18 protein-coding genes and 1 tRNA gene are annotated in these 23,135 nt (G+C 74.1%); all 19 read right to left on the bottom strand.

What is annotated here, in order from left to right; translation table 11 throughout:
* Positions 1–12: 12 nt before the first annotated feature.
* The 19 genes from DYI95_RS04355 to DYI95_RS04265 all read right to left on the bottom strand — a co-directional run bounded on the left by DYI95_RS04355 (position 13) and on the right by DYI95_RS04265 (position 22,623).
* Entirely contained in the window at positions 13–1,224 is a 1,212-nt protein-coding gene (locus tag DYI95_RS04355; protein WP_116901638.1) for a sigma-E processing peptidase SpoIIGA, read from the bottom strand.
* A gap of 186 nt (positions 1,225–1,410) precedes the next feature.
* A complete protein-coding gene (gene ftsZ / locus DYI95_RS04350) occupies positions 1,411–2,472 on the bottom strand; it encodes a cell division protein FtsZ (protein WP_116901639.1) in 1,062 nt (353 codons plus the stop codon).
* 191 nt (positions 2,473–2,663) lie between these two features.
* Positions 2,664–3,536, bottom strand: a complete 873-nt coding sequence (locus DYI95_RS13005) for a cell division protein FtsQ/DivIB (RefSeq protein WP_305849876.1) — start codon at positions 3,534–3,536, stop codon at positions 2,664–2,666.
* A gap of 99 nt (positions 3,537–3,635) precedes the next feature.
* The gene (gene murB / locus DYI95_RS04340; RefSeq protein WP_116901641.1) at positions 3,636–4,628 is read right to left on the bottom strand and encodes a UDP-N-acetylmuramate dehydrogenase; all 993 of its coding nucleotides are present in this window, start codon (positions 4,626–4,628) and stop codon (positions 3,636–3,638) included.
* A gap of 341 nt (positions 4,629–4,969) precedes the next feature.
* Complete coding sequence (gene murG / locus DYI95_RS04335) at positions 4,970–6,109, bottom strand: undecaprenyldiphospho-muramoylpentapeptide beta-N-acetylglucosaminyltransferase (protein ID WP_116901642.1); 1,140 nt, start codon at positions 6,107–6,109, stop codon at positions 4,970–4,972.
* A gap of 129 nt (positions 6,110–6,238) precedes the next feature.
* Positions 6,239–7,393 (bottom strand): putative lipid II flippase FtsW, encoded by a 1,155-nt coding sequence (gene ftsW, locus DYI95_RS04330; protein ID WP_116901643.1) that lies wholly within the window; start codon positions 7,391–7,393, stop codon positions 6,239–6,241.
* A complete protein-coding gene (gene mraY, locus DYI95_RS04325) occupies positions 7,390–8,385 on the bottom strand; it encodes a phospho-N-acetylmuramoyl-pentapeptide-transferase (RefSeq protein WP_116901644.1) in 996 nt (331 codons plus the stop codon). Before mraY ends, ftsW begins: the two co-directional genes overlap by 4 nt.
* Before the next feature lie 34 nt (positions 8,386–8,419).
* A complete protein-coding gene (gene murF / locus DYI95_RS04320; protein WP_116901645.1) occupies positions 8,420–9,847 on the bottom strand; it encodes a UDP-N-acetylmuramoyl-tripeptide--D-alanyl-D-alanine ligase in 1,428 nt (475 codons plus the stop codon).
* A 26-nt stretch (positions 9,848–9,873) separates the two neighbouring features.
* Positions 9,874–11,376, bottom strand: a complete 1,503-nt coding sequence (locus DYI95_RS04315; protein ID WP_116901646.1) for a UDP-N-acetylmuramoyl-L-alanyl-D-glutamate--2,6-diaminopimelate ligase — start codon at positions 11,374–11,376, stop codon at positions 9,874–9,876.
* 402 nt (positions 11,377–11,778) lie between these two features.
* Entirely contained in the window at positions 11,779–13,935 is a 2,157-nt protein-coding gene (locus tag DYI95_RS04310; RefSeq protein WP_116901647.1) for a penicillin-binding transpeptidase domain-containing protein, read from the bottom strand.
* 332 nt (positions 13,936–14,267) lie between these two features.
* Positions 14,268–14,990 (bottom strand): septum formation initiator, encoded by a 723-nt coding sequence (locus DYI95_RS04305; protein WP_243150000.1) that lies wholly within the window; start codon positions 14,988–14,990, stop codon positions 14,268–14,270.
* Between the two features lie 4 nt (positions 14,991–14,994).
* Positions 14,995–16,146, bottom strand: coding sequence for a 16S rRNA (cytosine(1402)-N(4))-methyltransferase RsmH (gene rsmH, locus DYI95_RS04300; protein WP_116901649.1), 1,152 nt, complete (start codon positions 16,144–16,146; stop codon positions 14,995–14,997).
* 35 nt (positions 16,147–16,181) lie between these two features.
* Positions 16,182–16,670 (bottom strand): division/cell wall cluster transcriptional repressor MraZ, encoded by a 489-nt coding sequence (mraZ, locus tag DYI95_RS04295; RefSeq protein WP_147308145.1) that lies wholly within the window; start codon positions 16,668–16,670, stop codon positions 16,182–16,184.
* 301 nt (positions 16,671–16,971) lie between these two features.
* Positions 16,972–17,047 (bottom strand) — tRNA-Ala (locus tag DYI95_RS04290).
* A 258-nt stretch (positions 17,048–17,305) separates the two neighbouring features.
* Positions 17,306–18,019 (bottom strand): 5-formyltetrahydrofolate cyclo-ligase, encoded by a 714-nt coding sequence (locus DYI95_RS04285; protein WP_116901651.1) that lies wholly within the window; start codon positions 18,017–18,019, stop codon positions 17,306–17,308.
* A gap of 6 nt (positions 18,020–18,025) precedes the next feature.
* The gene (locus tag DYI95_RS13000; RefSeq protein ID WP_305849875.1) at positions 18,026–18,889 is read right to left on the bottom strand and encodes an acetyl-CoA carboxylase biotin carboxyl carrier protein subunit; all 864 of its coding nucleotides are present in this window, start codon (positions 18,887–18,889) and stop codon (positions 18,026–18,028) included.
* Positions 18,886–19,260: a hypothetical protein gene (locus tag DYI95_RS04275; protein ID WP_116900663.1), complete on the bottom strand. Its 375-nt coding sequence runs from the start codon at positions 19,258–19,260 to the stop codon at positions 18,886–18,888. Before DYI95_RS04275 ends, DYI95_RS13000 begins: the two co-directional genes overlap by 4 nt.
* 139 nt (positions 19,261–19,399) lie before the next feature.
* The gene (locus DYI95_RS04270; protein ID WP_164581368.1) at positions 19,400–20,944 is read right to left on the bottom strand and encodes an acyl-CoA carboxylase subunit beta; all 1,545 of its coding nucleotides are present in this window, start codon (positions 20,942–20,944) and stop codon (positions 19,400–19,402) included.
* 410 nt (positions 20,945–21,354) lie between these two features.
* On the bottom strand, positions 21,355–22,623 hold the full coding sequence (locus DYI95_RS04265; protein ID WP_116900711.1) for a Glu/Leu/Phe/Val dehydrogenase: 1,269 nt from the start codon (positions 22,621–22,623) through the stop codon (positions 21,355–21,357).
* Positions 22,624–23,135 lie beyond the last annotated feature (512 nt).

Raw genomic sequence — 23,135 nt, 5'->3', positions numbered from 1 at the left:
CTCCCGACAGGTCTAGGACACCCGCGCCGCCGCCTGCCGGCCGGCGGGCGGGGCCTCCAGCAACGCGATGGGCAGAAGGGCCACGTAATGCTGATCCCCGGTGAAGCGGCCGGGGAAGACGGCCACCACCGCCGGTCCCAGCGGGCGCCACCGGCCGGTTGGGGGCTCCACGGAGTGATCCGCCGCCGCTGGCGCCGCCGCCGTCTCGCCGCCAGCGCCCGGCTCGCCGGGCGTTTCCGCCCCCGGGTCGGTGGTGGCGGCCGCGGCCCAATCCCGCTCGGGCTCCACGGGTGTCCCGGCGGCGAGCCGGCTCGCCGCCGGTCCTGCCAGGGCCGGCCCCCCCGCGGGCAGCCGCGGCGCAGGCGGCCCGTCCGGGGATGGGGCCGGTACTGCCGGCAGCGCAGCGCCTGCACCCCGTTCCCGGCGGTGCCGGTCTTCGTCCCCGCCCGGCACGGCCAGCCACAGGGCGTCGGGGCGGAACCCGGCCAGAAAGCCCCGCTCCCGGCCGATGGAGGCGAAGGGCACGATGCGCAGCCGCTCCACCCAACCCGCACCGGCGGCCGCCCGGGCCCAGGCGGCGATGTCGTCCCCGGCCGCCACCGCCTGCCGCAGGACCGGTGGCAGCAGGGGCGCCACGGCCTGTTCCTCCACCACCACCACCGGCAGGCCCGTCAGGGGGTCCCGCAGCTGGTTGCCCGTGTCCACCAGGGCGGGCAGGTCCAGCCAGCGCCCTTCACAGGCCACCCGCAGGGTGACGTACAGCGGTCCCGGCAGGGACCGCCGGCGCCAGGCCTGCCAGAAGAACCGGCCGGCCGCCACGGCGGCCCCTACCGCCGGCACCAGCGCCAGGGCGGGCGACACCCGGGGAACCGTCCCCGGCCCGTCGCCGCCCGCCGCCAGCGAGAGCACGGCCAGGGCGCCTCCCGCCACGAAGCACGCCAGGCCGTAGAACCAGGCGGTCAGGGCCAGCAGGCGCCGGGGCGTTACGGGCCAGAAGGCCAGCAGCAGCATCAGGACCGAGGCCAGCAGCACCGCGGGCAGGCTGCGCCAGGGACCGGGGGGCAGCAGGGTAACGGCACAGGCAAAGGCCGTCCCCCAGGCCGTGGCCAGCGCGAGGCGCCCGCGGCTGGTGCGGGCCTGGGTGGCCTGGGCCGTGGCGGCCAGGAGGGCGTAGTCGACCACCGCGTTGACCAGGACGAACAGGTCCAGGTAGACGTACGGCACCCGCCTCGCCCCCGCTGCGCATCGCCACAATGGCATGCCTATGCCGGTCCCCCGGGCGGTAGAACGGGCCCCGGGCGGGGCGGCAAGCCGCCCTGGAGGCGACGACCGCCGGCAGCCCCGCTGCCGGCGGTCTGATTATACGCCCCGTGGACTGGGAAACATGTCGAGATGTGGCCGCGCCCCGGTTCAGCGGGCCGGCCGCGGCCGGCGGCGCAGGAAGTGGGGGATGTCCAGGTCGTCCCCGGTGAAGGGCTTGATGGGCAGGTCGTCCAGTTCGGGCCCGGGCGTTGTGGGCTTGGGGTCGAACCCCGTCGCGATGACCGTCACCCGGATCTCGTCCTCCAGGTTCTCGTCGATCACCGCGCCGAAGATGATGTTGGCGTCGGGATCGGCCGCCTGGGCGATGATCTCCGCGGCCTCGTTGACCTCGTACAGGCCCAGGTCGGTGCCGCCGGTGATGCTCAGCAGCACGCCCTTGGCGCCCTCGATGGATGCCTCCAGGAGGGGGCTGGAGATGGCCGCCCGGGCCGCGTCCACGGCCCGGGTCTCGCCCCGCCCCACGCCGATCCCCATCAGGGCGGAGCCCGTGTTCATCATGATGGTGCGGACGTCGGCGAAGTCCAGGTTGATGAGCCCCGGTACCGCGATGAGGTCCGAGATGCCCTGCACGCCCTGGCGGAGCACGTCGTCGGCCACCCGGAAGGCCTGGAGGATGGAGGTCTTCTTGTCGACCACCTGCAAGAGGCGGTCGTTGGGGATGGTGATCAGGGTGTCCACCTTGGCCTTGAGGTTGTTGATCCCCATCTCCGCCTGGGCCGCCCGCTTGCGCCCCTCGAAGGAGAAGGGCCGCGTGACCACGCCCACCGTCAAGGCGCCGACCTCCGTGGCGATCTCCGCGATGACGGGAGAAGCGCCGGTGCCCGTGCCGCCGCCCATGCCGGCCGTGATGAAGACCATGTCGGCGCCTTTGAGGCGCTCCTTGATTTCCTCCCGGCTCTCTTCCGCCGCCTTCTGGCCGATCTCCGGATCGGCGCCGGCACCCAGGCCGCGGGTGACCTGGCGGCCGATCTGGATCTTCTCCGAGGCCAGGGATGCGGAAAGGGCCTGGGCGTCGGTGTTCACCGCCAGGAACTCCACGCCCCGCAGGCCCGCTTCGATCATGCGGTTGACCGCGTTGTTGCCCCCACCCCCGACCCCCACCACCTTGATCACGGCAAAGGGCTGGTTTTCCATATCAAACTCAAGCACGTTCCAAACCTCCCCGGTGCCGGTGGGCCGGCACCCTCCCGGATCGCCCGGTCCCCCTGGGGTTTGCGATCCCGGGACAAGGGCTCTTCGATCCCTATATCGTTGCGATACCTCGTTCGGTTGAACCGCGGGACAAACTTCTAGCTTGAGTTCCACAGAGCCGCCCGGTTCCCTGCCGGCCGCCCGCCGGGTCAGCGACCGGGGTCCGCCCGGCGTGGCCCCAGAACGGGCCGGTCGGGATCGGTCACGTCGATGTAAGCCGGGGCCTCCGGCCCGGCCTCCCCTTGGAGGGCCACCAGGGCCGCCGCCAGCGCCCGGACCCTGGGGACCACCTCGCCATCCAGCAACCCCCAGCGCACGGGGACCCCGCTGGCCAGCTGGATCACCAGGACGGGCCCCTGCCCCACCACCAGCCGCCGGGGCGGGTCCGGCAGGCCGGCCTGGGCCAGCACCGCGGCCACGCCGGCGGCCTGGGTCAGGGGCGCGGGGACGAACCGGCCCGGATCCCAGACCAGGGGGCTTTCCAGGTTCAGAGGCGGTATCCCGGCGCCGCCCGCCCCGCCTTCTTCCGCCCAGGTCAGGAGGGGGACGGGCGAACCGGGCGGGGAACCGGGCTCGCCCCCGCCCGCGCCCCCCTTCCCGTCCCCGGCCGGCGGGGTGGCGCCCGCCTCCACCGCCGCCGGCAGCGCGGGCGTGCCCCGGCCGGCGCCGAGGATGCGGCCCTGGGCGTCCAGTTCGGCCCAGTGCCGGCCCGCCGGGTCGACCAGCACGGCCACGGCAGGCCGTTCCTGGATCTCGATGATGAGCCCCCGGGGCCACTCCCACCGCACCTCCGCGCCCGCCACCCGCGGGTGGGCCTCGAGGCGCCGGGCCACGGCGCCGGGATCGACCCGCCAGATCAGGGTGCCGGGGGGAATGCCGGCCCAGTCGCGGATGGTGGCCGGATCCAGCCGCTGGTAGCCGCGGATCCGCAAGTGGTCCAGGGCGAAGTAGGGCGAGCGCATGAAGAGGTAAAGCCCCAGCAGTGCTGCCGCCAGCACGGCCAGCAACGCTGCGCGCCGCACCCGCAGCCGCCTTTGCCGCATCTCCTGTGCCCAGAGGCTTGTCCCTTCGCCCAGCACCCGCGGTCTCCCCCGTTCTCCCCCGCCCGGCCCCCCAGGGTCTCAGGCCGGCTCCGTGGCCCCGGAGGCGGTATCCCGTCCCGGAGCCTCGGGTGGCCAGCGGCGGGCCAGCGATCCCAGCAGGCGCACTTCCGGTTCCAGCGCGATGCCGAACCGGTCCCGCACGCAGCGCCAGGCGGTGGTCATCAGCGCCAGCACGTCCTCGGCCCGGGCGCCGCCCAGGTTGATGATGAAGTTGGCATGCTGCTCGCTGATCTGGGCCTGGCCGTGCCGCAACCCCTTGAGCCCGCAGGCCTCGATCAGGCGCCCCGAGGCGTCCCCCGGCGGGTTCTTGAACACGCTGCCGCAGTTGGGGTAGCGCAGGGGCTGGGTCCGCTGGCGGTAGGCGGTGTGGCGGCGGATCTCCTCCAGGATGACCCGCGGGTCGCCCGGCTCCAGAACGAGCCGGGCGGCCACCACCGGCACGGCCTCCTGCTGCATGCGGCTGGACCGGTAGGCAAAACCGCATTCCTCCCGGGACCACCGGGCCACCCGGCCGCCGGGTTCGACCACCCGGACCCAGTCCACCACCTGGCCGATGCTGCCGTGGCGGGTGCCCGCGTTCATCACCAGGGCACCGCCCACGGTGCCGGGGATCCCTGCGCAGGGCTCCAGTCCCCGGAAGCCCCGCCGGGCCGCCTCGTGCACCAGGCGGGCCAGCACCGTGCCGGCCCCCACCACCACCCCGCGGCGGCCCTGCGGATCGGGCGGCTCCCAGTGGATGCCGTCCAGCCCGAACCGCACCACAACCCCCGGCAGCCCCTCATCGGGCACCAGCACGTTGCTCCCCCCGCCCAGCAGGGTGACGGGCAGCCCGCGCTCCTGGGCCCAGGTCAAGGTCCGCGCCAGGTCGTCCTCGGCTGCCGGTTCCACCATGAGCTCCGCCGGCCCACCGATGCGAAAGGTGGTGTAGCGGGCCAGGGGCTCGGCAACCCGCACCGCGCCCTGAACCAGGCCCTGCAGCTCCCTTGCCATGGCGTCCCGATCCACCGCCATCGACCCCTGCCGCCGGCGGGGTGCCGGCGCCCTCCCGTCATGCCAACCTGCAGTCCCTTGCCCGCCGGGCGGTCTGAAGGCGCCTGGAAAAGCCGTCCCCGGCGCCGCCGGTCCCCGTCGCCGAGCCCCTCTGCCGGCGTTCGACCGGCCCTTTGGGGCGGTCCCCTGGGCCGGTTCCTTCCCGGACCAGGTTGCCGGGGTGCAACCCTCCGCCCCCGCCTTCCCGCTTATCCACGTTTCCGCCGCTTCACACCCTATGTACGTTTTGGCCGTGTGGCGGGTGCCCCCTGCCGGGCGGGCACGGCCCGCGCCCATGCGCTCCGGTTCCCGCCGCGCCGGCTCTAGCTCCCCTCGGCGGCCACCGGCACGCCCGCCGCCGCCAGCACCCGGTCGACGATGGCCGCCGTGGCACCCGGCCGCCCCAGCTGGCGGCTGGCCCGCGCCATGGCCGCCAGGCGCTCGGGCGCTTCCAGAAGTCCGGTCACCACCTCCACCAGCCGGGCTCCCGTCAGCTCGGCGTCGGCGATCACCACCGCCGCCCCCGCCCGCTCCAGCACCCGGGCGTTGGCGTCCTGCTCGTGGTGGGCCACGTGGGGCGAGGGGATCAGCACCGCGGGCAGGCCGCGCGCCGTGATCTCCGCCAGGGTGGTGGCCCCCGCCCGCCCGATGTACAGATCCGCCGCCGCGTAGGCCGTGGGCATGTCGTCGATGTAGGGGAAAAGGCGCACCCGCGGGCCCGGGTCGCGCCCCGCCTCCGCCAGGCGCCGGGCCAGGCCGGTGGCCATCTCCCCGTGGTAGCGCTCCCCGCACGCCCACAACAGCACGCCCCGGGCCCACCCCGCCACGGCCACGGCCAGCTCCAGGGCGGCGCCGTTGATCCGTTCGGCGCCGCGGCTTCCCCCCGTCACCAGCACCACCGGATCCGATCCGTTGAGCCCCAGGCGGGCCCGGGCCTCGTCCCGCCGGGCGGAGAGGATCTCCGGCCGTACGGGGTTGCCCGTCACCACCACCCGGGCTCCCTCGGGGAAGAACCGGCCCGCCTCGGCAAAGGGAACGCAGACGGCCTGCGCCCACCGCGCCAGGAGCCGGTTCGTCGCCCCCGGCACGGCGTTTTGCTCCTGGATCACCAGCGGGACCCCGCGGCGCACCGCCGCCAGGGCCACGGGCGCCGCCACGTACCCACCGGTGCCCACCAACACGTCGGGCCGGAAGCGGGCTACGATGCGATCGGCCTGCCAGAGGCCCCGGGTGAGGGACAGGATCCCTGCCACCACCTCCCGCGGGCCCTTGCGCATGAGGCCGCGGGCACTGACGGTGACAAAGGGCAGGCCCGCCCGGGGTACGATGCGGCTTTCCAGGCCCTCGCGGGTGCCGACGTACAGCATCTCGCAGCCCGGGACCCGCCGCTTCAGCTCGGCGGCGATGGCCAGGGCCGGATAGATGTGGCCCCCCGTTCCTCCCCCTGTCAGAAGAACGCGCAAGCCTGCTTCCCCCAATCCCCCTGGCTCGCCCGGTGCGTCCCGGGCGCTGCGTCAGCCCGTCACCAGGGCGTGGCGGGCCCGCCGATCCTTACCCCATGGACCCGGGCTCCAGGCACCAGGCCCCGAGCGCTACTGCGGGCAATGCCGAGAAATGTTGATCAGGATGCCGATGGCCGCCAGGGTCACCACCAGGGATGAACCCCCGTAACTCAGCAGCGGCAGGGTGATCCCGGTGATGGGCAGCGTGGCCGTCACCACCCCCACGTTCACCACCACCTGAATGGCGATGATCGAGGTGATGCCGGCCGCCAGCAGGGCGCCGAAGGTATCGGGCGCCGTGGCCGCGGTACGGAAACCGCGCCAGATCAGGACCGCGTAGAGGGCCAGCACCGTCAGGGTGCCCAGCAGGCCCAGTTCCTCCCCCAGGACGGCGAAGATGAAGTCGGTGTGCTGCTCGGGCAGGTACCAGATCTTCTGCCGGCTGAGACCGAAGCCGAGCCCGAACCATCCGCCCGAGCCCAGGGCCAGAAGGCCCTGGATCAGGTGGTAGCCGGTGCCCTGGGGGTCGGCCCAGGGGTCGATGAAGGCGGTGATGCGCTTCCAGCGGTACTCCGACTGGGTCACGGCCACGATCAGCAGGGGAACGGCCACCGCGGCCAGCCCCACAAGGTGCCCCAGGCGGGCTCCCGCCAGGAAGGCCATCAGCACCGCCATGCCCCCGATGGCCAGGGTGGTGCCCAGGTCGGGCTGCAACATGATCAGCCCCGCCACCAGGCCCACCACCAGCAGCCACGGGCCGAGCCCGCGCCAGAAGTCCTGGACCCGCGGCCCGATCCGCGTGAAATAGTCTGCAAAGAAGATACACAGCCCGAATTTGGCCCATTCCGACGGCTGGAAGCTGAAGAACCCGAAGTCGATCCACCGCTCGGCGCCGCCCCGCGCGGCGCCCACCAGCAGCACCGCCACCAGGAACAGCAGGGTGCTGTACAGGGCCGGGCGGGCCAGTTGCCGCCAGTAGCCGTACTCGATGTGGGAAAAGGCCCACATCACCGGCACCCCGATCAGCGCCCAGAGCAGCTGCCGCTTCAAGAAGTAGAAGGGATCGCCGGCGTCGTCGATGGCCTTGGCGAAGCTGGCGCTGAAGACCATGGCAATGCCCAGGGCCAGCAGGATCACCGTGACGGCGAAGATCGTCCGGTCCATCTCCCGTGCCCGGCCGGCGGGGGCCGTCGCCAGGCCCCAGCGGCCCCCGGGCCGGTGACCGCGGCCGGCGGCCAGGTTCATCCCGGAAAACCTCCCAGGGCCAGGAAGCCCGCCAGGGCAAAGCCCAGGCCGGCGGCCCAGAAGCGATACACCACCTGGGCCTCGGTCCAGCCGCTGAGCTCGAAGTGGTGGTGGAGCGGGCTCATGCGCAGGATGCGCCGGCCCGTCAGCCGGAAGCTGGCCACCTGCACGATCACCGAAAGGGTCTCCAGCACGAACAGCATCCCTGCCACCGGCAGCACCAGCTCGGTCCCCGTCAGCACGGCCAGCCCCCCCAGGGCGGCACCCAGGGCCAGCGACCCCGTATCGCCCATGAACACCCGGGCCGGGTGCAGGTTGAACCAGAGGAACCCGGCCAGGGCCGCGCCCAAGGATACGATGAAGATCGCCAGGTCATACCGTCCCGAGCGGGCGGCCGCGTAGAAGAACACCGAGAGCGCGATCAGGGTGGACCCGGCGGCCAGCCCGTCCAGGCCGTCGGTCTCGTTGACGGCGTTGGCGCTGGCCACCACCGCCAGCACGGCCAAGGGGTAGTACCAGGCGCCCAGATCCCACCATCCCGTACCGAAGGGCACCCACACCGCGGTCCCCCGCCCCAGCCACACCTGGGCCAGGTAGACCAGCAGGGCGGCCCCGGCCACCTGCCAGAACAGCTTGGCCCGCGCCCGCAGCCCCAGGGAACGCCGCAGGGCGACCTTGAGATAGTCGTCGACCAGGCCCACGGCGCCAAAGGCCAGGGTCACACCCAGCACCAGGAGGGTGGCAGGGGTGGGCGGTGCCAGCCAGCCCGTCACCAGCAGGGCCGGGACCAGGAAGATCACCCCGCCCATGGTGGGCGTGCCCTGCTTGACCCGGTGCCGGGCCGGTCCCTGCTCGCGCACCGTCTGCCCGAAGCGCAACCGTTCCAGCCAGGGGATGACCACCGGCCCCAGCACCAGGGCCATCCCCGCCGCCAGCACCGCCGCCAGGCCCAGCCGGGCCAGGACCGGCACCGGCCAGAGATCCATCGTCATGAAGGGCCCGTTCCTTTCTGTCCCAGCCTTCGCCTCATCCCTCCGCCCCTGGAGCGGAACCGGCAGCACCCGCCCGGGCTACCAGGGCGCCGGCCACCTCTTCCATGGCCATGCCCCGGGACCCCTTGATCAGGATGGCGTCGCCCGGCTGGAGCCACCGGTCCAGTTCCGCCAGCAGGGCGGCCTTGTCGGGATACGCCGCTGCTGCCCCGGCCGCGCCGCCGGCCTGGCGCCAGCCTTCCACCAGGGCCGGCGCCCAGCGGCCCACGGCCAGCAGCACATCGACGCTGCGGGCGGCCGCCTGTCCCGTCTGGCGATGCCCCTCTTCCGCCCAGTCCCCCAGTTCGAACATGTCACCCAGGATGGCCACGGCCCGCCGGTCCCCGGCCACCTGCCGCAGGGTTTGCAGGGCCGCAGCCGTCGAGGTTGGCGAGGCATTATAACAATCGATGAAGAGGGTCCACGAACCGGCCTGCCGGATCTCGTTGCGCAGGGACGCGGGCCGCGCCCGGCTCAGGCCCGCCGCAATGGTGGCCGCATCCAGTCCCAGCACCACACCCACCGCCGCTGCCGCCAGGGCACAGGTCACGGCCGCAGGCCCCGGCAGGGCCAGTTCGACCGTGGCGGCGTCGCCACCCGGAATCTCGAGCCGGAACCGGGTGCCGGGACCCCGGCTCTCTACCGCCACCGCCCGGACGGCGGCGTCGCGTTCCAGCCCGAAGGTGAGCACCCGGGCCCGGGTCCGGGTGGCCATGGAGCGCACCCGGGGGTCACCGGCATTGAGGATCGCCACGCCCTCCGGTGGCAGCGCCTCCACCAGCTCGCCCTTGGCCTGGGCGATCTTCTCCAGGCTGCCGAGGAACTCCAGGTGGGATTCGGCCACCACCGTCACCACGCCGATGTCGGGCTCGGCAATGGAGGCCAGCCGGGCGATCTCGCCCAGCCCCCGCATGGCCATCTCCAGCACCGCCACCTGGTGGTGGGCCTCCAGGTCCAGCAGGGTGAGGGGCAGGCCGATGTCCGTGTTGTAGTTCCCCGCCGTCTTCAGCACGGCGAAGCGCTGCTCCAGGACCGCGGCGGCCATTTCCTTGGTGGTGGTCTTGCCCACGCTGCCCGTGATCCCCACCACCCGCAGGTCGGGCCGCCGGCGGCGCACCCAGCGGGCCAGGCTGGCCAGGGCCTGGCGCGTATCGGCCACCTCCACCACCGCCGTGCCCGGCGGCGGCCCGCCGGGCAGCACCTCCGCCAGGGGGCGGGCGATCACCGCTCCCCGGGCCCCCGCCGCCAGCGCCTGCTCGACGAACTGGTGCCCGTCGACCCGCTGTCCCGGCAGCGCGAAGAACAGGTTCCCCGCCTCGACCCGCCGGCTGTCGACCGAACCGCCGGCCACGGTCACGCCGCCGTCGCCGGCCACCAGGCGCCCGCCGGTGGCCTCCGCGACCTCCGCCATGGCAAGCCGCATGCCCTCACCCCCTCCGTGGACCCGCCTCACCCCCGGTAACCCAGGGCGGCCAGGGCTTCCGCCGCCACCTCCCGGTCGTCGAAGTGAATGGTCCGGTCGGCGAAAATCTGGTAATCCTCATGCCCCTTGCCCGCGATGACCACCACGTCGCCGGGCCGGGCCAGCTCCAGGGCCCGCCGGATGGCCGCTGCCCGGTCCGTCACCCGCTCGTAGGCCGCGCCCGGCACCCGCCGGACCCCGGTCTCGATGTCGTCCAGGATCGCCTCCGGGTCTTCGCTGCGCGGGTTGTCGGAGGTCAGCACGGTGTAGTCGGCCAGCCGGGCGCTGATGGCGCCCATCTGGGGCCGCTTGCCCCGGTCGCGGTCGCCGCCGCAGCCGAAGACGCAGATGACCCGGCCCTGGCCGGCCAGCTCGCGCACGCCCCGGAGCACGTTCTCGAGCCCGTCGGGCGTGTGGGCGTAGTCCACGATGACCGCGAAGGGCTGGCCGCGGTCGATGCGCTCCAGGCGCCCCGGAACCGCTTGGAGGCTCTCCAGGCCCCGGGCCACCGTGGCCGGATCCAGCCCCAGGACCAGACCGGCACCGGCCGCGGCCAGGGCGTTGTACACGTTGAACCGGCCGGTCAGGCGCAGCCGGACCGGGGCCTCCCCCTGAGGGCTCACCAGGATGAAGCGGATCCCGCCGGGTTCGACCTCCACCTGGCGGGCCGTGATGTCCGCCGGCCGGTTCAGCCCGTAGGTGACCACCGGCGCGTTGCTGCGGGCCGCCATGAACTCGCCCCAGGGGTCGTCGGCGTTGATCACCGCCGCCTTGGGACCGGGCTTGGTGGTGCCCGGGATCTCGTTGCGGCCCAGGCGCGAAAACAGGCGGGCCTTGGCGGCCGCGTAGTCCTCCATGGAGGCATGGAAATCCAGGTGGTCCTGGGTCAGGTTCGTGAAAACGCCGACATCGAAGGCGCACCCCGCCACCCGCTGCAGCGCCAGGGCGTGGGACGAGACCTCCATCACCGCGTGGGTCATCCCCTCGTCCCGCATGGCGGCCAGCAGCTTCTGCAGGTCCGCCGCCTCGGGGGTGGTGCGTTCCACCGGCAGGGAGCGGCCGGCGATGATGTTGTGCACCGTGCCGATGAGGCCCGTGGGGTGGCCGCCCGCTTCCAGCACCCAGCGGATCAGGTGGGTGGTGGTCGTCTTGCCGTTGGTCCCCGTGACCCCCACCATGACCAGGCTGGCGCTGGGGTGACCGTAGAAGGCCGAGGCCAGGAGCCCCAGGGCCAGGCGGCTGGAGGGGACCTGGACGTAGGGCACGCCCTCCAGCGCCAGGGGGCGCTCGCCCACCACCGCGGCGGCTCCCCGGGCCACGGCCTCGGCGATGAAGGAGTGGCCGTCGTAACGCAGGCCGCGGATGGCCACGAACAGGAATCCCGGCTCGACGCGCCGGGAGTCGTAGGTGATGCCCTGGATCGGCCGGCCGGCGGGACCGGTCACGGTTCTGTCGGGCAGCACGGCGATCAGGTCTTGGAGGTTCACCATGGGCCCGTCTCCTTACCCTGCGGTTTGAAGGCTCGCTGCCTTGGGGCGAACCGGCGGCCGAGCCGCCCCGCCGAGGCGCCCGGCCCCGGCGGCCCGAACCCCGGCGTCCCGCCTGGGCTGCCGGGGCCCAGCCGGCCCGGGTCCCGCCGGCCGCCGGCGCCGGGACGGACTCGCCCGGGCGGAACGGCTGCGGGGGAACGCCCCTTGGGGGCCGGACCGAAGTATAGCAACTCTCCCTGGCCATGACACCCCGCTGGCCTGCCGCGACCGGCCCGGGGCCCCGTGCCTCCTACCACCGGTCCGGGGCCCCGTGGCCTGCCGGGGACCGGTCCGGCACCCCAGGCCGGCGGGCTATCCGCCGGCCCGGCGCCCGCCGCCGGCCGCCCGCCCGCGGGCCCGGTTCTACCGCGATGCCGGCGCCCGGAAGATCACCGTCACCACCGACCCGATGGGAACCCGGGTGCCGGCCGCCGGCTGCTGGCCTGCCGCTACGCCCTCCCGGTCGCCCCGCGCCTCCATCTGCAGGCCCGCCGCCGCCAGCCGCTCGGCGGCGGCCGCATAGTCCAGGCCGCGCAGGTCGGGCACCGTCACCCGGCCTTCCTCATCCTGCCGGAAAGCCGCCTCGGTATAGAGGATGATCGTGCTGCCCTGTTCCAATTGCGCGCCGGCGGCGGGGAACTGGCCCACCACCCGCGGGCCGCCGCCCTCGAAGGTCACCTCGAAACCGGCCGCCTGGGCCCGCTGGCGGGCTTCCTGGCGGGTCAGGTTCATCAGGTTGGGCACCTGCCGCAGGCGCTTGGGGTCGGTCCGTTCCTCCCGGGTGGGGGGCACGCCCAGATAGCGCAGCACGTCCCGGGCCACCGCCTGGAAGACCGGCGCCGCCACGTAGCCGCCGTAGTAGATGCCCGACGGCTCGTCGATGGACACCACGATGGCCAGGCGCGGTTCCTCCACAGGCACCAGGCCCGCGAAGGAGCCGATGTACTTCTGCACCACCCGGCCCTCTTCCACCTTGTTGGCCGTGCCCGTCTTGCCGCCCACGTCGTAGCCGGGAATCCGGGCCCGGCTGCCGGTGCCCTGTTCCACCACCCCGCGCATCAGCTCGCGGATGGTACGGGCCGTCTCGGGTTTGATCACCTGGCGCCGCTCGGCGGGCTCGACCTCCTCCACCACCTGCCCCTCGGGATCCAGCCACGCCTGGGCCAGGTGGGGCGTCTGCCACATCCCGTCGTTGGCCACCGCGGCCACCGCCGCCGCCATCTGGATGGGGGTGGTGGTCAGGGTCTGGCCGAAGCCCATGATGGCCAGGTCCAGGGGCGTCGCCTGGTCCATGGGCGGCACGATGCCCGTCGCCTCGCCGGGCAGGTCGATCCCCGTCAGCTGGCCGATGTGGAACCGGTCCAGGTACTGGTAGAAGAGCGGCTTGCCCAGGGCCAGGGCCATCTTGCCGAACACCACGTTGGACGAGTGGGCGAACCCCTCGCGAAAGGGCACGGACCCCAGGCCCGCCTGGTTCCAGTTGGAGATCGTCTCGCCGCCCACGGTGAGGAAGCCGGGATCGTCCACGATGGTGTCGGGGGTGACCCTGCCCGCGTCCACCGCCGCCGAACCGGTGATGATCTTGAAGATCGACCCCGGCGGGAAGGCATCGGCCACCGGCTTGATCCGCCAGTTCTGGCGGGGGAAGTCGCCAAACCGGTTGGGGTCGTAGGTGGGCCGGGAGGCCAGGGCCAGGATCCCGCCCGTGCGCGGGTCCATCACCACGATGACCCCGCCCTTGGCCCCGTGCTGGATCACCGCCCGCTCCAGCTCCCGCTCGGCGATGTACTGGATGGTCTCGTCGATGGTCAGGCGCAGGGTCAGGCCGGGCACCGGCCGCACGTAGCGGGCCTGGACCGTGGGCAGCCGGATGGGCCGGCCCAGGGCGTCGTACTCGGTGGCGATGTAGCCGTCCTTGCCCGACAGCTTCTCGTCGTAGTAGGCCTCGATGCCCTCCAGGCCCTGGTTGTCGACGCCGGCAAAGCCCAGGACGTGGGCGGCGAGCCCGCCCCTGGGGTAGAACCGGCGCGCCTCCTGGGTGATGTGTACGCCGGGGATGTCGAGCTGGCGCACGGCCCTGGATTCGGCGTCGGTAACCCGCCGCTTGACGTACCAGAAGGCGTGGGGCACTGTCAGCCTCTCGTAGACTTCCTGGGGGTCCATGTGGAGCACGCGGGCCAGGTCCCGGGCGGCCTGCTCGATGTCGACCTGGCCCTTGCGGGCCGCTTCCTGCAGCTCGGCCGGCGCCACGTAGACGGTGTCCACGTCGGTGCTGGTGGCCAGCGGCCGCCCGTTGCGGTCGACGATGTCGCCCCGGCGGGCCTGCACGGGCACCTGCCAGAGCCGCATGTCCAGCGCCTTTTGTCGCAACGCCTCGCCCCGGACCACCTGGATGGTCACCAGCCGGCCGGCCAGTACGGCCAGCGCCAGGGTGAACACGAGAAAGACCAGCAGGATCCGCCGCCGCAGCCCCATCCCGGGCATACGAACGGCCGGAAAGCCTGGCGCCGTCCGGCCCATCCCGAACCGCCTCCTGCTTCGTACCAAGCCGTCGTTCCCCGGACCCCTTCAAGCCGGCCGGAAGGAGCCGGCCCCGGGCCCGCCGGCGGCCCGGGAGCCGCCGGGTCCGGGATCTCCCGCCGTCCCACGCGGCCGCCGCCGTTCCGGTACCACCCGGCCGTTCCGGTACCACCCGCGATTGACCTTTTAGCCGGTACTCCGCGGGTGCCATCCCGGGCCGCCGGGCGACCCGGGGCTTCCCCGGCCATCGCGGGGGGGGAGTCGCGGGCCTGCCCGCCGGCCGTGGCGGCCGCCCGGCGCCGGCAGGCCCTTGATTGGCCAGGCCAGGGCCTTCATCCGCCCAGCCAGTGCCGCCAGAGTCCGAGCAGCCAGCCGGCCGCTGCCGGGCCTTCCGTTGTCCCCTGGTTGTCCGGTGCCGGGCCGGTCCCTGCGCCCTGGGCCTCCATCGCGCCGGGCGACCCGGCCGTACCGCCCGCAGCAGCCGCCTCCGCGGCCGCGGTCTCCCCGGACCCGGCGGCGGGCCGGGCCGGGGACGGGCCGGGGGCCTCAGCGGGCGCCAGCGCGATCACCGCCTCCCGTACGGGCCGGCCGGGGGCCCCGGCCCTCGCCGCCGGGGACCTGGCCGGAGCCCCCGGGTCCGCCGCCTGGACGGCGGGGGCCGGCACCCGCACCGCCCGCACCGAGGCGGGTTCTTCATAACCCCGTTGACGGGCGGCGCTCTCCAGCCGCTCCAGGGAATCCAGCCCCGCCACCTCGATCTCCAGCCGCTCGGTGGCCCGCTGGAGTGTGGCCAGCTCCTGCTGGCGCTGCAGAATGGCCCGGTTCATCTCGTACAGGACCGCATACCGGCTGACGACCAGCACGGCCAGGAGGAACAGCGTGCCCACCGCGGCCACCAGCCGCGCCTCGGGCCGCAGGCGCAGCCTGCGGCGCACCCGGTAGCGCCGGGACGGGCGCGGGAGCTCCCCGGGGCGTCCCCCATCCGGGTCCAGCCAGGGTGCGGTGGAATCCGCGGGCCAGCGCGGTGCCACAGCGGTGTTTCCGGCTCGTACCATAGTGCTATTCGCCCCCGCTTCCGTCTATGTCCGGAGCCGTTTCCAGGGGTTCCGGACCGCCTGTGCTGCGCTCCAGGGCCCGAAGCTTCGCGCTGCGGGCGCGCGGGTTCCGGCGCTCCTCCTCGTCCCTCGGGCTCACGGGCCGGCGGGTGAGGATCTGGAAGGCGGCCCCCTCCTCGCCCGCCGCCTTCCGGGCGGCCAGGGCGCGGAAGGCCCGTTTCACCGCCCGGTCTTCCAGCGAATGAAAGCTGATGACTACCAGCCGTCCTCCGGGACGCAGGTAACCCGCCGCCTCCTGAAGGAAGGCCTCCAGGCCCTGCAGCTCGTTGTTCACGGCGATGCGCAGGGCCTGGAAGGTCCTCCGGGCAGGGTGCCCGCCCCGGCGCCGGGCCCGGGCCGGAACGGCGTCCTTGATGACCTCCACCAGCTGCAGCGTGGTGGTGATGGGCCGGCGCTGGCGCGCCGCCACGATGAAGTCGGCGATGCGGCCGGCCCAGCGCTCTTCCCCGTACTCGGCGATCCACCGGGCCAGCTGGTCACGGCTGGCGGTGTTCACCAGGTCCGCGGCCGTCACCGGCTGGCTCGGATCCATGCGCATGTCCAGGGGCGCGTCCACCTGGTAGCTGAACCCGCGGGCCGGATCGTCCAGTTGCATCGAGGAAACCCCCAGGTCCAGCAGGATGCCGTCCACGGCCTTCCAGCCCGCGGCGGCCAGGTGGCGGCCCAGGTCGCGAAAGTCGCCGTGGACTAGGCGCACCCGGTCCCCGAAGGGTGCCAGCCGCGCCGAGGCCAGGGCCAGCGCCTGCGGGTCGCGGTCGATGCCCAGCAACCGCCCGGCCTCCCCCGCCGCCTCCAGGATGGCGGCGGCGTGCCCGCCCGCCCCTACCGTCCCGTCGACGAACCGGCCTCCCCGCTCCGGTTGCAGGTAGGCCAGGACCTCCGCCAGCAGGACGGGGATGTGGCGCGGGGTCCCGGCGGCCCCAGGAGGGGTCCCCGTGGCCCCGGAAGCAGCCCCAGGGGCCCCGGCAGGCGTCCCGGCAGCGGTCCCGGAAGCTTGCGCAGGGGTGCCGTCACCGGCCCCCGGTCCGGCCAGGGGGACTGGCACGCCAGGTTCGGTTAGGGCGCCTCGTTGGTTGTCGTGCCGCGCGCTGGCCATCGTGGTGACTCCCCGCTGGCCCTTTGGGACCCCTGTCAGATCCCCAGGTCGACGATCTGCTCGGCGATCCGGGAGTAGGCCTCCGACGCCTCTTCCACGTAGCGTGTCCAGCGCTCCGCGGACCAGATCTCCATCCGGTTGCCCACGCCGATCAGCACCGCCTCCCGGTCGATGCCGGCGTACTCGCGCAACGTCTGGGGCAAGAGGATGCGGCCCTGCTTGTCCGGCACGCACTCGCAGGCCCCCGAGAGCAGCATCCGGACGAAGGCGCGGGCGCTGGACTGGGCAAGGGGCAAAGCCCGCAGCTTGGCCTCCAGGTTCCGCCACTCCGCGGGGGGAAAGACGAACAGGCACTGGTCGAGGCCGCGGGTCATGACCAGGGGCTCGCCCAGCTCGTCCCGCAACCGGGCGGGGACGAACAGGCGCCCCTTGTCGTCCACCGTGTGGCGGTACTCGCCGATGAGCATGCCCGCGCGCCTCGCTTCCCGCCGTTCCCCCGCCGCCGGTGCCGGCGCTCTCTCCACCGGGGGCCCCGCCTGCCGGGCCGGGCCTCCACTGTCCCCCACTTTACTCCACTTTGAACCACTGATCCCGTGTATTCGGGGCACCCGGGACAACTCCTGCCCCCCGGTGGTCCCAATTTTTTGACGGGTGGCGACGGGCGCGCGCCGCAACAACCGCCCGTCTTCGGCAGGCGCGCCGCAACATGGCGAAAGGCGCCGGTGGGACACACCGGCGCTTTTTGCGGGACCGCCATCTTGTCGAAGAAAAGCGAAACGCGCCGCATTCCTGCGGCGCGTCAGGATGCGGCGCGTGGACGGGCGGTGGTGGAGCGGATGGGACTCGAACCCACGACCTCTGCGATGCGAACGCAGCGCTCTCCCAACTGAGCTACCGCCCCGCCGACAAACCCCATTCTACAGGCGGCCGCCGGGAGCGTCAACCGTCCGGCTCCGGGCCGGGAACCCCACCTGCCGGCAGCGTCTCCGCCCGGTGCCGCCCGGACGCACCAAGCCGCCCGCCCGTCCAGCGGCCCGGCCAGGCCGCCGCCGGGAACGGCGGGCGGCGGGACCCTTCGCGGGCGGGTGGCCACAGGCGGCGGGCGGCCACCGGCAGGCCCGCCACCCGAACGCGCCCCCGCCTGCTCGAGCCGGCTCCTTCAGCGGATGCCCCACCACGGCCCCAGCACGCCGGCCTCGCTGACCACCAGGTCCATGCGCCGGTCGTGCTCGTCCCGTGGCACCGAGGCCAGCAGCATCGCCGAGGGCACCACGCCTGCGCGCCAGGCGGCCGGGTGGCGGTCGAGGAACCGGTCATAGAACCCGCCGCCGCGGCCCAGGCGCCAGCCCTGGCGGTCGAAGCCCAGGCCCGGCACCACGATCAGGGTGCTCCCGTCCACCGGCTGAGCAGGGCAGCGGGCCCGGGGCTGGCGGAGTCCCCACGGCCCCTCCTCGGTGTCGTCCCAGCTGCTCACCTGCCGCGCCTCCATGACCTGGCGGGCGGGGTCGACCCGCGGCAGGAGTACCGCCAGCCCCTGGCGGCGCGCCCACGTCAGGAGGGGCGTTACATCGACCTCCGTCGCCAGGGGCGCGTACAGCATGAGAGCGGCGAGGGCCGGCCGCCGCAGGGCGCTGCCGGCACCGGCCGCGGGCCAGGGCTCCTGTCCCAGCAAGAGGGCCTGCAGCCGGGCGCAGATGGCCGCCGACACGGGACCGCGCTCCGTGCGGGACCAGGCCCGCCACGCCTCCCGGAGCCGCCGCCGCCAGGCCTCCTTGCCGCCGTCGCGGGGGGTGGAAGCAGTCCCGGGGCCCGGCGGGCCGGCCCCAGCGCTGGGCACCCGTTCCCGTGGCCCCGCCTGGGGAGCACTGGCCATGGCGTCTTACCCCTCGGGATCGATCCAGGCCACGGCGTCGCCCTGGTTGAGCGTCTGGCCCCGGGTGTGGGGCACCGCGGTCACCCGGCCGGCACAGGGAGCGGCCAGCTCGTTTTCCATCTTCATGGCCTCCAGGATGGCCACCACCTGGCCTGCTTCCACCCGGTCCCCGGGACGAACCCGCACGTCCAGGAGCACCCCCGGCAGCGGCGCCGTCACCGGCGTCCCCTTGCCGGCGGTGCCGTTGGGGCCCGCAGGTGCTGCGGCCTCCGGGGCGGCACCGCCCCCCCGGGGGGCGGTGCCGCCCCGGCCCTGCGCGGCCGCTGCCGGGGCGGCGGCCCCGGCAGCGGCCGCGGCAGCCTCCCCCGCGGGCGCGGCGCCGGCGGGCGCCGCGCCCGCAGCCGGGCCCGGCGGCGGCGCCGTCCCCGCCGCCGTAGCCTCGCCGGCAACCCCGGGCGGCGCCCCTGGGGAAAGCCCCGGCGCCGCCGCAAGGCCCGCCGCCGCGTTGCCGGGCACCGCCCCGGCGGTGCCCGGCAACGCCGGGCCGAAGCCTGCCCAGGCCCCAGGATGGGTCCCGCCCGGGCCACCACCGGCCGGGCCCAGGGGGCCGAAGGGGCCACCGGCCCCCAGCACCCCGCCCGCCGCCCAGGGCCAGCCCATGGCGGCCGCCGGCCAGAGGCCGGCACCGGGCCCGGCGGCCGGCCAGCCCGGTCCCGCCGGCCCGCTCCACGCCCCGGCCCAACCGGCGCCGGGAAACGCCGCCGGCCCGGCGGCGCCCGCCGTACCGCCGGGGCCTGCCGTGCCCGCCTCCACCGGTTCGACCCAGACGTCAAAGACCCAGCCGTTGACCGTCACCCGATAGCGCTTCATCCTCGTGTCCTCCCGTCCTTACGGCCCTGCCGGGTGGAGGCGTGCTGGGCCGGCGCCTGCTGCCGGCCGTCCGGCCGCTGGGCGGCGGGGGGATGGGGCCGGCGGGGGCGCGACTGCATGGCCGTGCCGGCGGCCATCAGCTCTTGCCTGCCGGCCAGGGCCCAGGGCTGCGGCCAGCCGCCACCCGCCGCGGTCAGGGCAGGCGGGCCCGCGATGGGGTTGCGCCCAAGGATTCCCGCCGCCCCGCCGCCGGCCCATGAAGGGCTCGCCGGCGCAGGCCCAAGGGGTTCTATCCGGAGCACCCTGACCGGCTGCCCCGCCTCTGCCTCCACGGCCGCCATGATGGCGGCCACCACCGCCGGAGGAATCACCCTCCCATCCTCCTCCCACACCGGGTTGCACCCGAAATAGCGCAGGGCCCGCCTCGCGGGTTCCTCCCTCCGGGCAGCGGGAGGACCCCCGCAACCGCCCCTCCCGCCTCCAGCCCCCCACTGCTCTGGGGCACCGGGTTCACAGGGGGATGTTGCCGTGCTTGCGGGCGGGGCGCTGCTCTCGCTTGCCGGCCAGGCTCTCCAGGGCTGCCGCCACCCGCGCCCGGGTCAGGGCCGGCTCGATGACGTCGTCCACGTACCCCCGGGCTGCCGCCACGTAGGGGCTGGCGAAGACGTCCCGGTATTCCCGCACCTTGGCCGCCCGCATGGCGGCGGGGTCGTCCGCCTCGGCGATCTCCCGCCGGAAGACGATGTTGCAGGCCCCCTCCGGACCCATGACGGCGATCTCCGCCGTCGGCCAGGCAAAGGCGTAGTCGGCCCCCAGGCCGCGGCAGCACATGGCGATGTAGGCGCCGCCGTAGGCCTTGCGCAGCACCACCGAGATCTTGGGCACCGTCGCCTCGGCGTAGGCGTACAACACCTTGGCCCCATGGCGGATGATGCCGCCGTGCTCCTGGGCCCGGCCCGGCAGGTAGCCCGGCGTGTCCACCAGGGTGATCAGGGGAATGTTGAAGGCGTCACAAAAGCGCACGAAGCGGGCGATCTTGTCGGACGAGTCGATGTCGAGGCACCCGGCCAGCACCCGGGGCTGGTTGGCCACCACACCCACCACCCGCCCGCCCAGGCGGGCAAAGCCCACCACGGCGCTCTGGGCAAAGCGCTGGTGAACCTCGAAGAAGGTCCCCCGGTCCACCAGTCCTTCGATGACCCGGCGCACGTCGTAGGGCTTGTTGGGATCCGTCGGCACCACCTGCTCCAGTTCCGGCGCGGGCCGTCCGGGCGGGTCGCCGGTGTCGAGAAGGGGCGGTTCCTCCATGTTGTTGGCGGGCAAGTAGCTCAGGAGGTGCCGGATCAGGCCCAGGCACTCGCGCTCGTCCCGGGCATAGAAGTGGGCCACGCCGCTGCGGGTGGTGTGGGTCGCCGCACCGCCCAGCTCTTCGAAGCTGATCTCCTCGCCCGTCACCGTCTTGATCACGTCGGGTCCGGTGATGAACATCTGGCTGGTGCCTTCCACCATGAAGACGAAGTCGGTGATGGCGGGCGAGTAGACGGCGCCTCCGGCACAGGGGCCCATGATCACGGAGATCTGGGGGATGACCCCCGAGGCCCAGGTGTTGCGGGCAAAGATCCGGGCGAAGCCGTCCAGGGAGGCGACGCCCTCCTGAATGCGGGCGCCCCCGGAGTCGTTGATGCCGATCAAGGGCGCCCCCGCCTTGAGGGCCAGGTCCATCACCTTGACGATCTTCGCCGCGTGCATCTCCCCTAAGGTGCCGCCGATGACGGTGAAGTCCTGGGCGAAGACGTACACCAGCCGCCCGTCGATGCGGCCAAACCCCGTGATCACGCCGTCGCCCGGCGCCTCCTTGCCCTCCATGCCGAATTCCCGCGCCCGGTGCTGGACGAACAGGTCCAGCTCCTGGAAGCTGCCGGGGTCAAGCAGGAGGGCGAGGCGCTCCCTGGCGGTGAGCTTGCCCTTGGCGTGCTGCTGGGCGATGCGCTGGGGCCCGCCCCCCTGCTCCAGCCGCTGCCGGCGGGACCGCAGTTCGGCCACCTTCTCGGCCATGGACGCAGGTCCCGCTGCACCGGACGGCGGCTCCCCCCGCCCGTTGTCCTGCCCGGTGCCCGCGGGGCTGCTCGCCGCCCGGCCGCCGGGTGCCCGGCCCGCCCCGGCCGCCCTGGCGGGGGCGGGAACCGCCTGTTCGTCCCGTTTCGCCTTGCCGTCGCTGGTCATGGTCCCTTCGGTCCTCCGGTTTCTCGCCCGGTTTCGCCACGCCTTGCTGGCCCGCGGCCCGGCCCGGAACCCGGCTCGGGCACCGTGGACCGGGCCCGGGACCGGCCCAGGACCCGGGCCTTGACGCGGGATGCCGCCGGGATCCCGCTCGCCGGCCCGGGCACCCGACCGGAAGCCGCCCGCGCGCCGGTCCACCGGATCCGGCCGCCGGCCCGGTACGGCCGCGGGCCTGGGCCCCGGGTCTAGGAGCGGAAGCTGCTGTCGGTACGGTGGATCCAGCCCCTCACCCGCATGGCCTCGGTCACCCGGGCCACCGCCACGGTGTAGGCGGCCAGCCGCAGATCCCGGGTCGGGAGCCGCTGCCCCGCCTCCCAGACCCGGTGGAAGGCCCGCACCATCCGCTCCTCCAGCCGCTGGTTGACCTCATCCTCGGACCAGTACCAGTGGCACTGGTTCTGGACCCACTCGAAGTAGCTGACGGTCACGCCCCCGGCATTGGTCAGGATGTCGGGCAACACCACCACGCCCCGCTCCACCAGGATGCGGTGGGCCTCGGGGGTGGTGGGGCCGTTGGCGATCTCGCCGACGAGCCGCGCCTGGATCCGGCCCGCGTTGGCAGCGGTGATCTGGTTTTCCAGGGCGGCCGGCAAAAGGATATCACAAGGCAGGGTAAGCAAGTCTTCGTTGGTGATGGTGCGGGCGCCCGGGAAGCCGGCCACGCTGCCGGTGGCCTCCTTGTGGGCGGCCACCGCCTCGGGTTCCAGGCCCCCTTCGTTGACGATGGCGCCCCCCGAATCGCTGACGGCGATGACCCGGACCCCCATGTCGTACAGCAGCCGGTGGGCGATGCTGCCCGCGTTGCCGTACCCCTGGATCGCCACCGTGGCGTGGCGGATGTCCAGGCCCATGGCCTGGGCCGCTTCCCGGACCACGGTGACGGCACCCCGGGCGGTGGCTTCGTGGCGGCCCAGGGAGCCGCCGATCACCAGGGGCTTGCCGGTCACGATGCCGAAGGCGTTCTGCTGGCGGATCTGGCTGAACTCGTCGGCAATCCAGGCCATCACCTGGGCCGTGGTGTAGACGTCGGGGGCCGGGATGTCCTTCTCCTCCCCCATCACCTGGGCCATGGCCTGGATGTAGCCGCGGCTCAGCCCCTCCAGTTCCCGCGCCGACATCCGCTTGGGATCGCAGACCACCCCGCCCTTGCCGCCGCCGAAGGGAATCTCCAGCAGGGCGCACTTGAGGGTCATCCACATGGACAGGGCCTTCACCTCATCGGGGGTGACCTGGGGGTGGAAGCGGATCCCGCCCTTGGTCGGCCCCAGGGCGTCGTTGTGCTGGGAGCGGTAGCCCACGAAGACTTCGGTGCGCCCGTCGTCCATCCGGACGGGGATCGCCACCTCGATGAAACGCAGGGGCCGTGCCAGGATCCGGTAGACGGCGGGATCCAGGCCCAGCACCTGGCAGGCGCGGGCAATCTCCTGCTTGGCGACCTCGTAGGGGTTGGGCAGGTCGGCGCCCGTCTCGACCTTGCCTTCCCCGGCTCCGGCCCCGGCCGGGCCGGGAGCCTCCGGGGCCGGCCCGGGTTGCGGAACAAGGGTTGTCCCGGTGCCCTGCCGGGCCGCCGGCCCCTCGGGCCGGGCTGCCGGCTCACCCGCGGCGCCCTGTCCCCTGGCTGGCTCCGCCGGCGCCTCCGCCGGCGCGTCCACCGGGGCGGGGACCGGCGGAGCCAGGGGCGCCGCCACCTCCATGGCCGTCGCCCCCGGGCGCGGCCCGGCGGCCGCCGGGGAGGGCGGTACCGCCTGGCTCCCGGAAGGCTCCCCGGGCCGTGCCGGACCCGGCCGCCCCGGCCCCGGCCGCTCCTGCTCCGGTTGCTCCCGCCTCCCGCCTGCGTACCCTGTCATCGTGAGGCCCCCTTCCACGGCACGTGGTGGCGGCAAGCCCCCGCGACCCCGGGAGGGTCGCAGCCTCCCCCCGGCGGGCCCGCGCCCGGCCCCGGACCCGGCGGGGCTTCCGGCTCACG

The sequence above is a fragment of the Thermaerobacter sp. PB12/4term genome (assembly GCF_003403315.2).
GTDB lineage: Bacteria > Bacillota > Sulfobacillia > Thermaerobacterales > Thermaerobacteraceae > Thermaerobacter.
The sequence above is the reverse complement of the archived record's forward strand: the minus strand, read 5'-3'. Positions and strand labels throughout refer to the sequence as shown.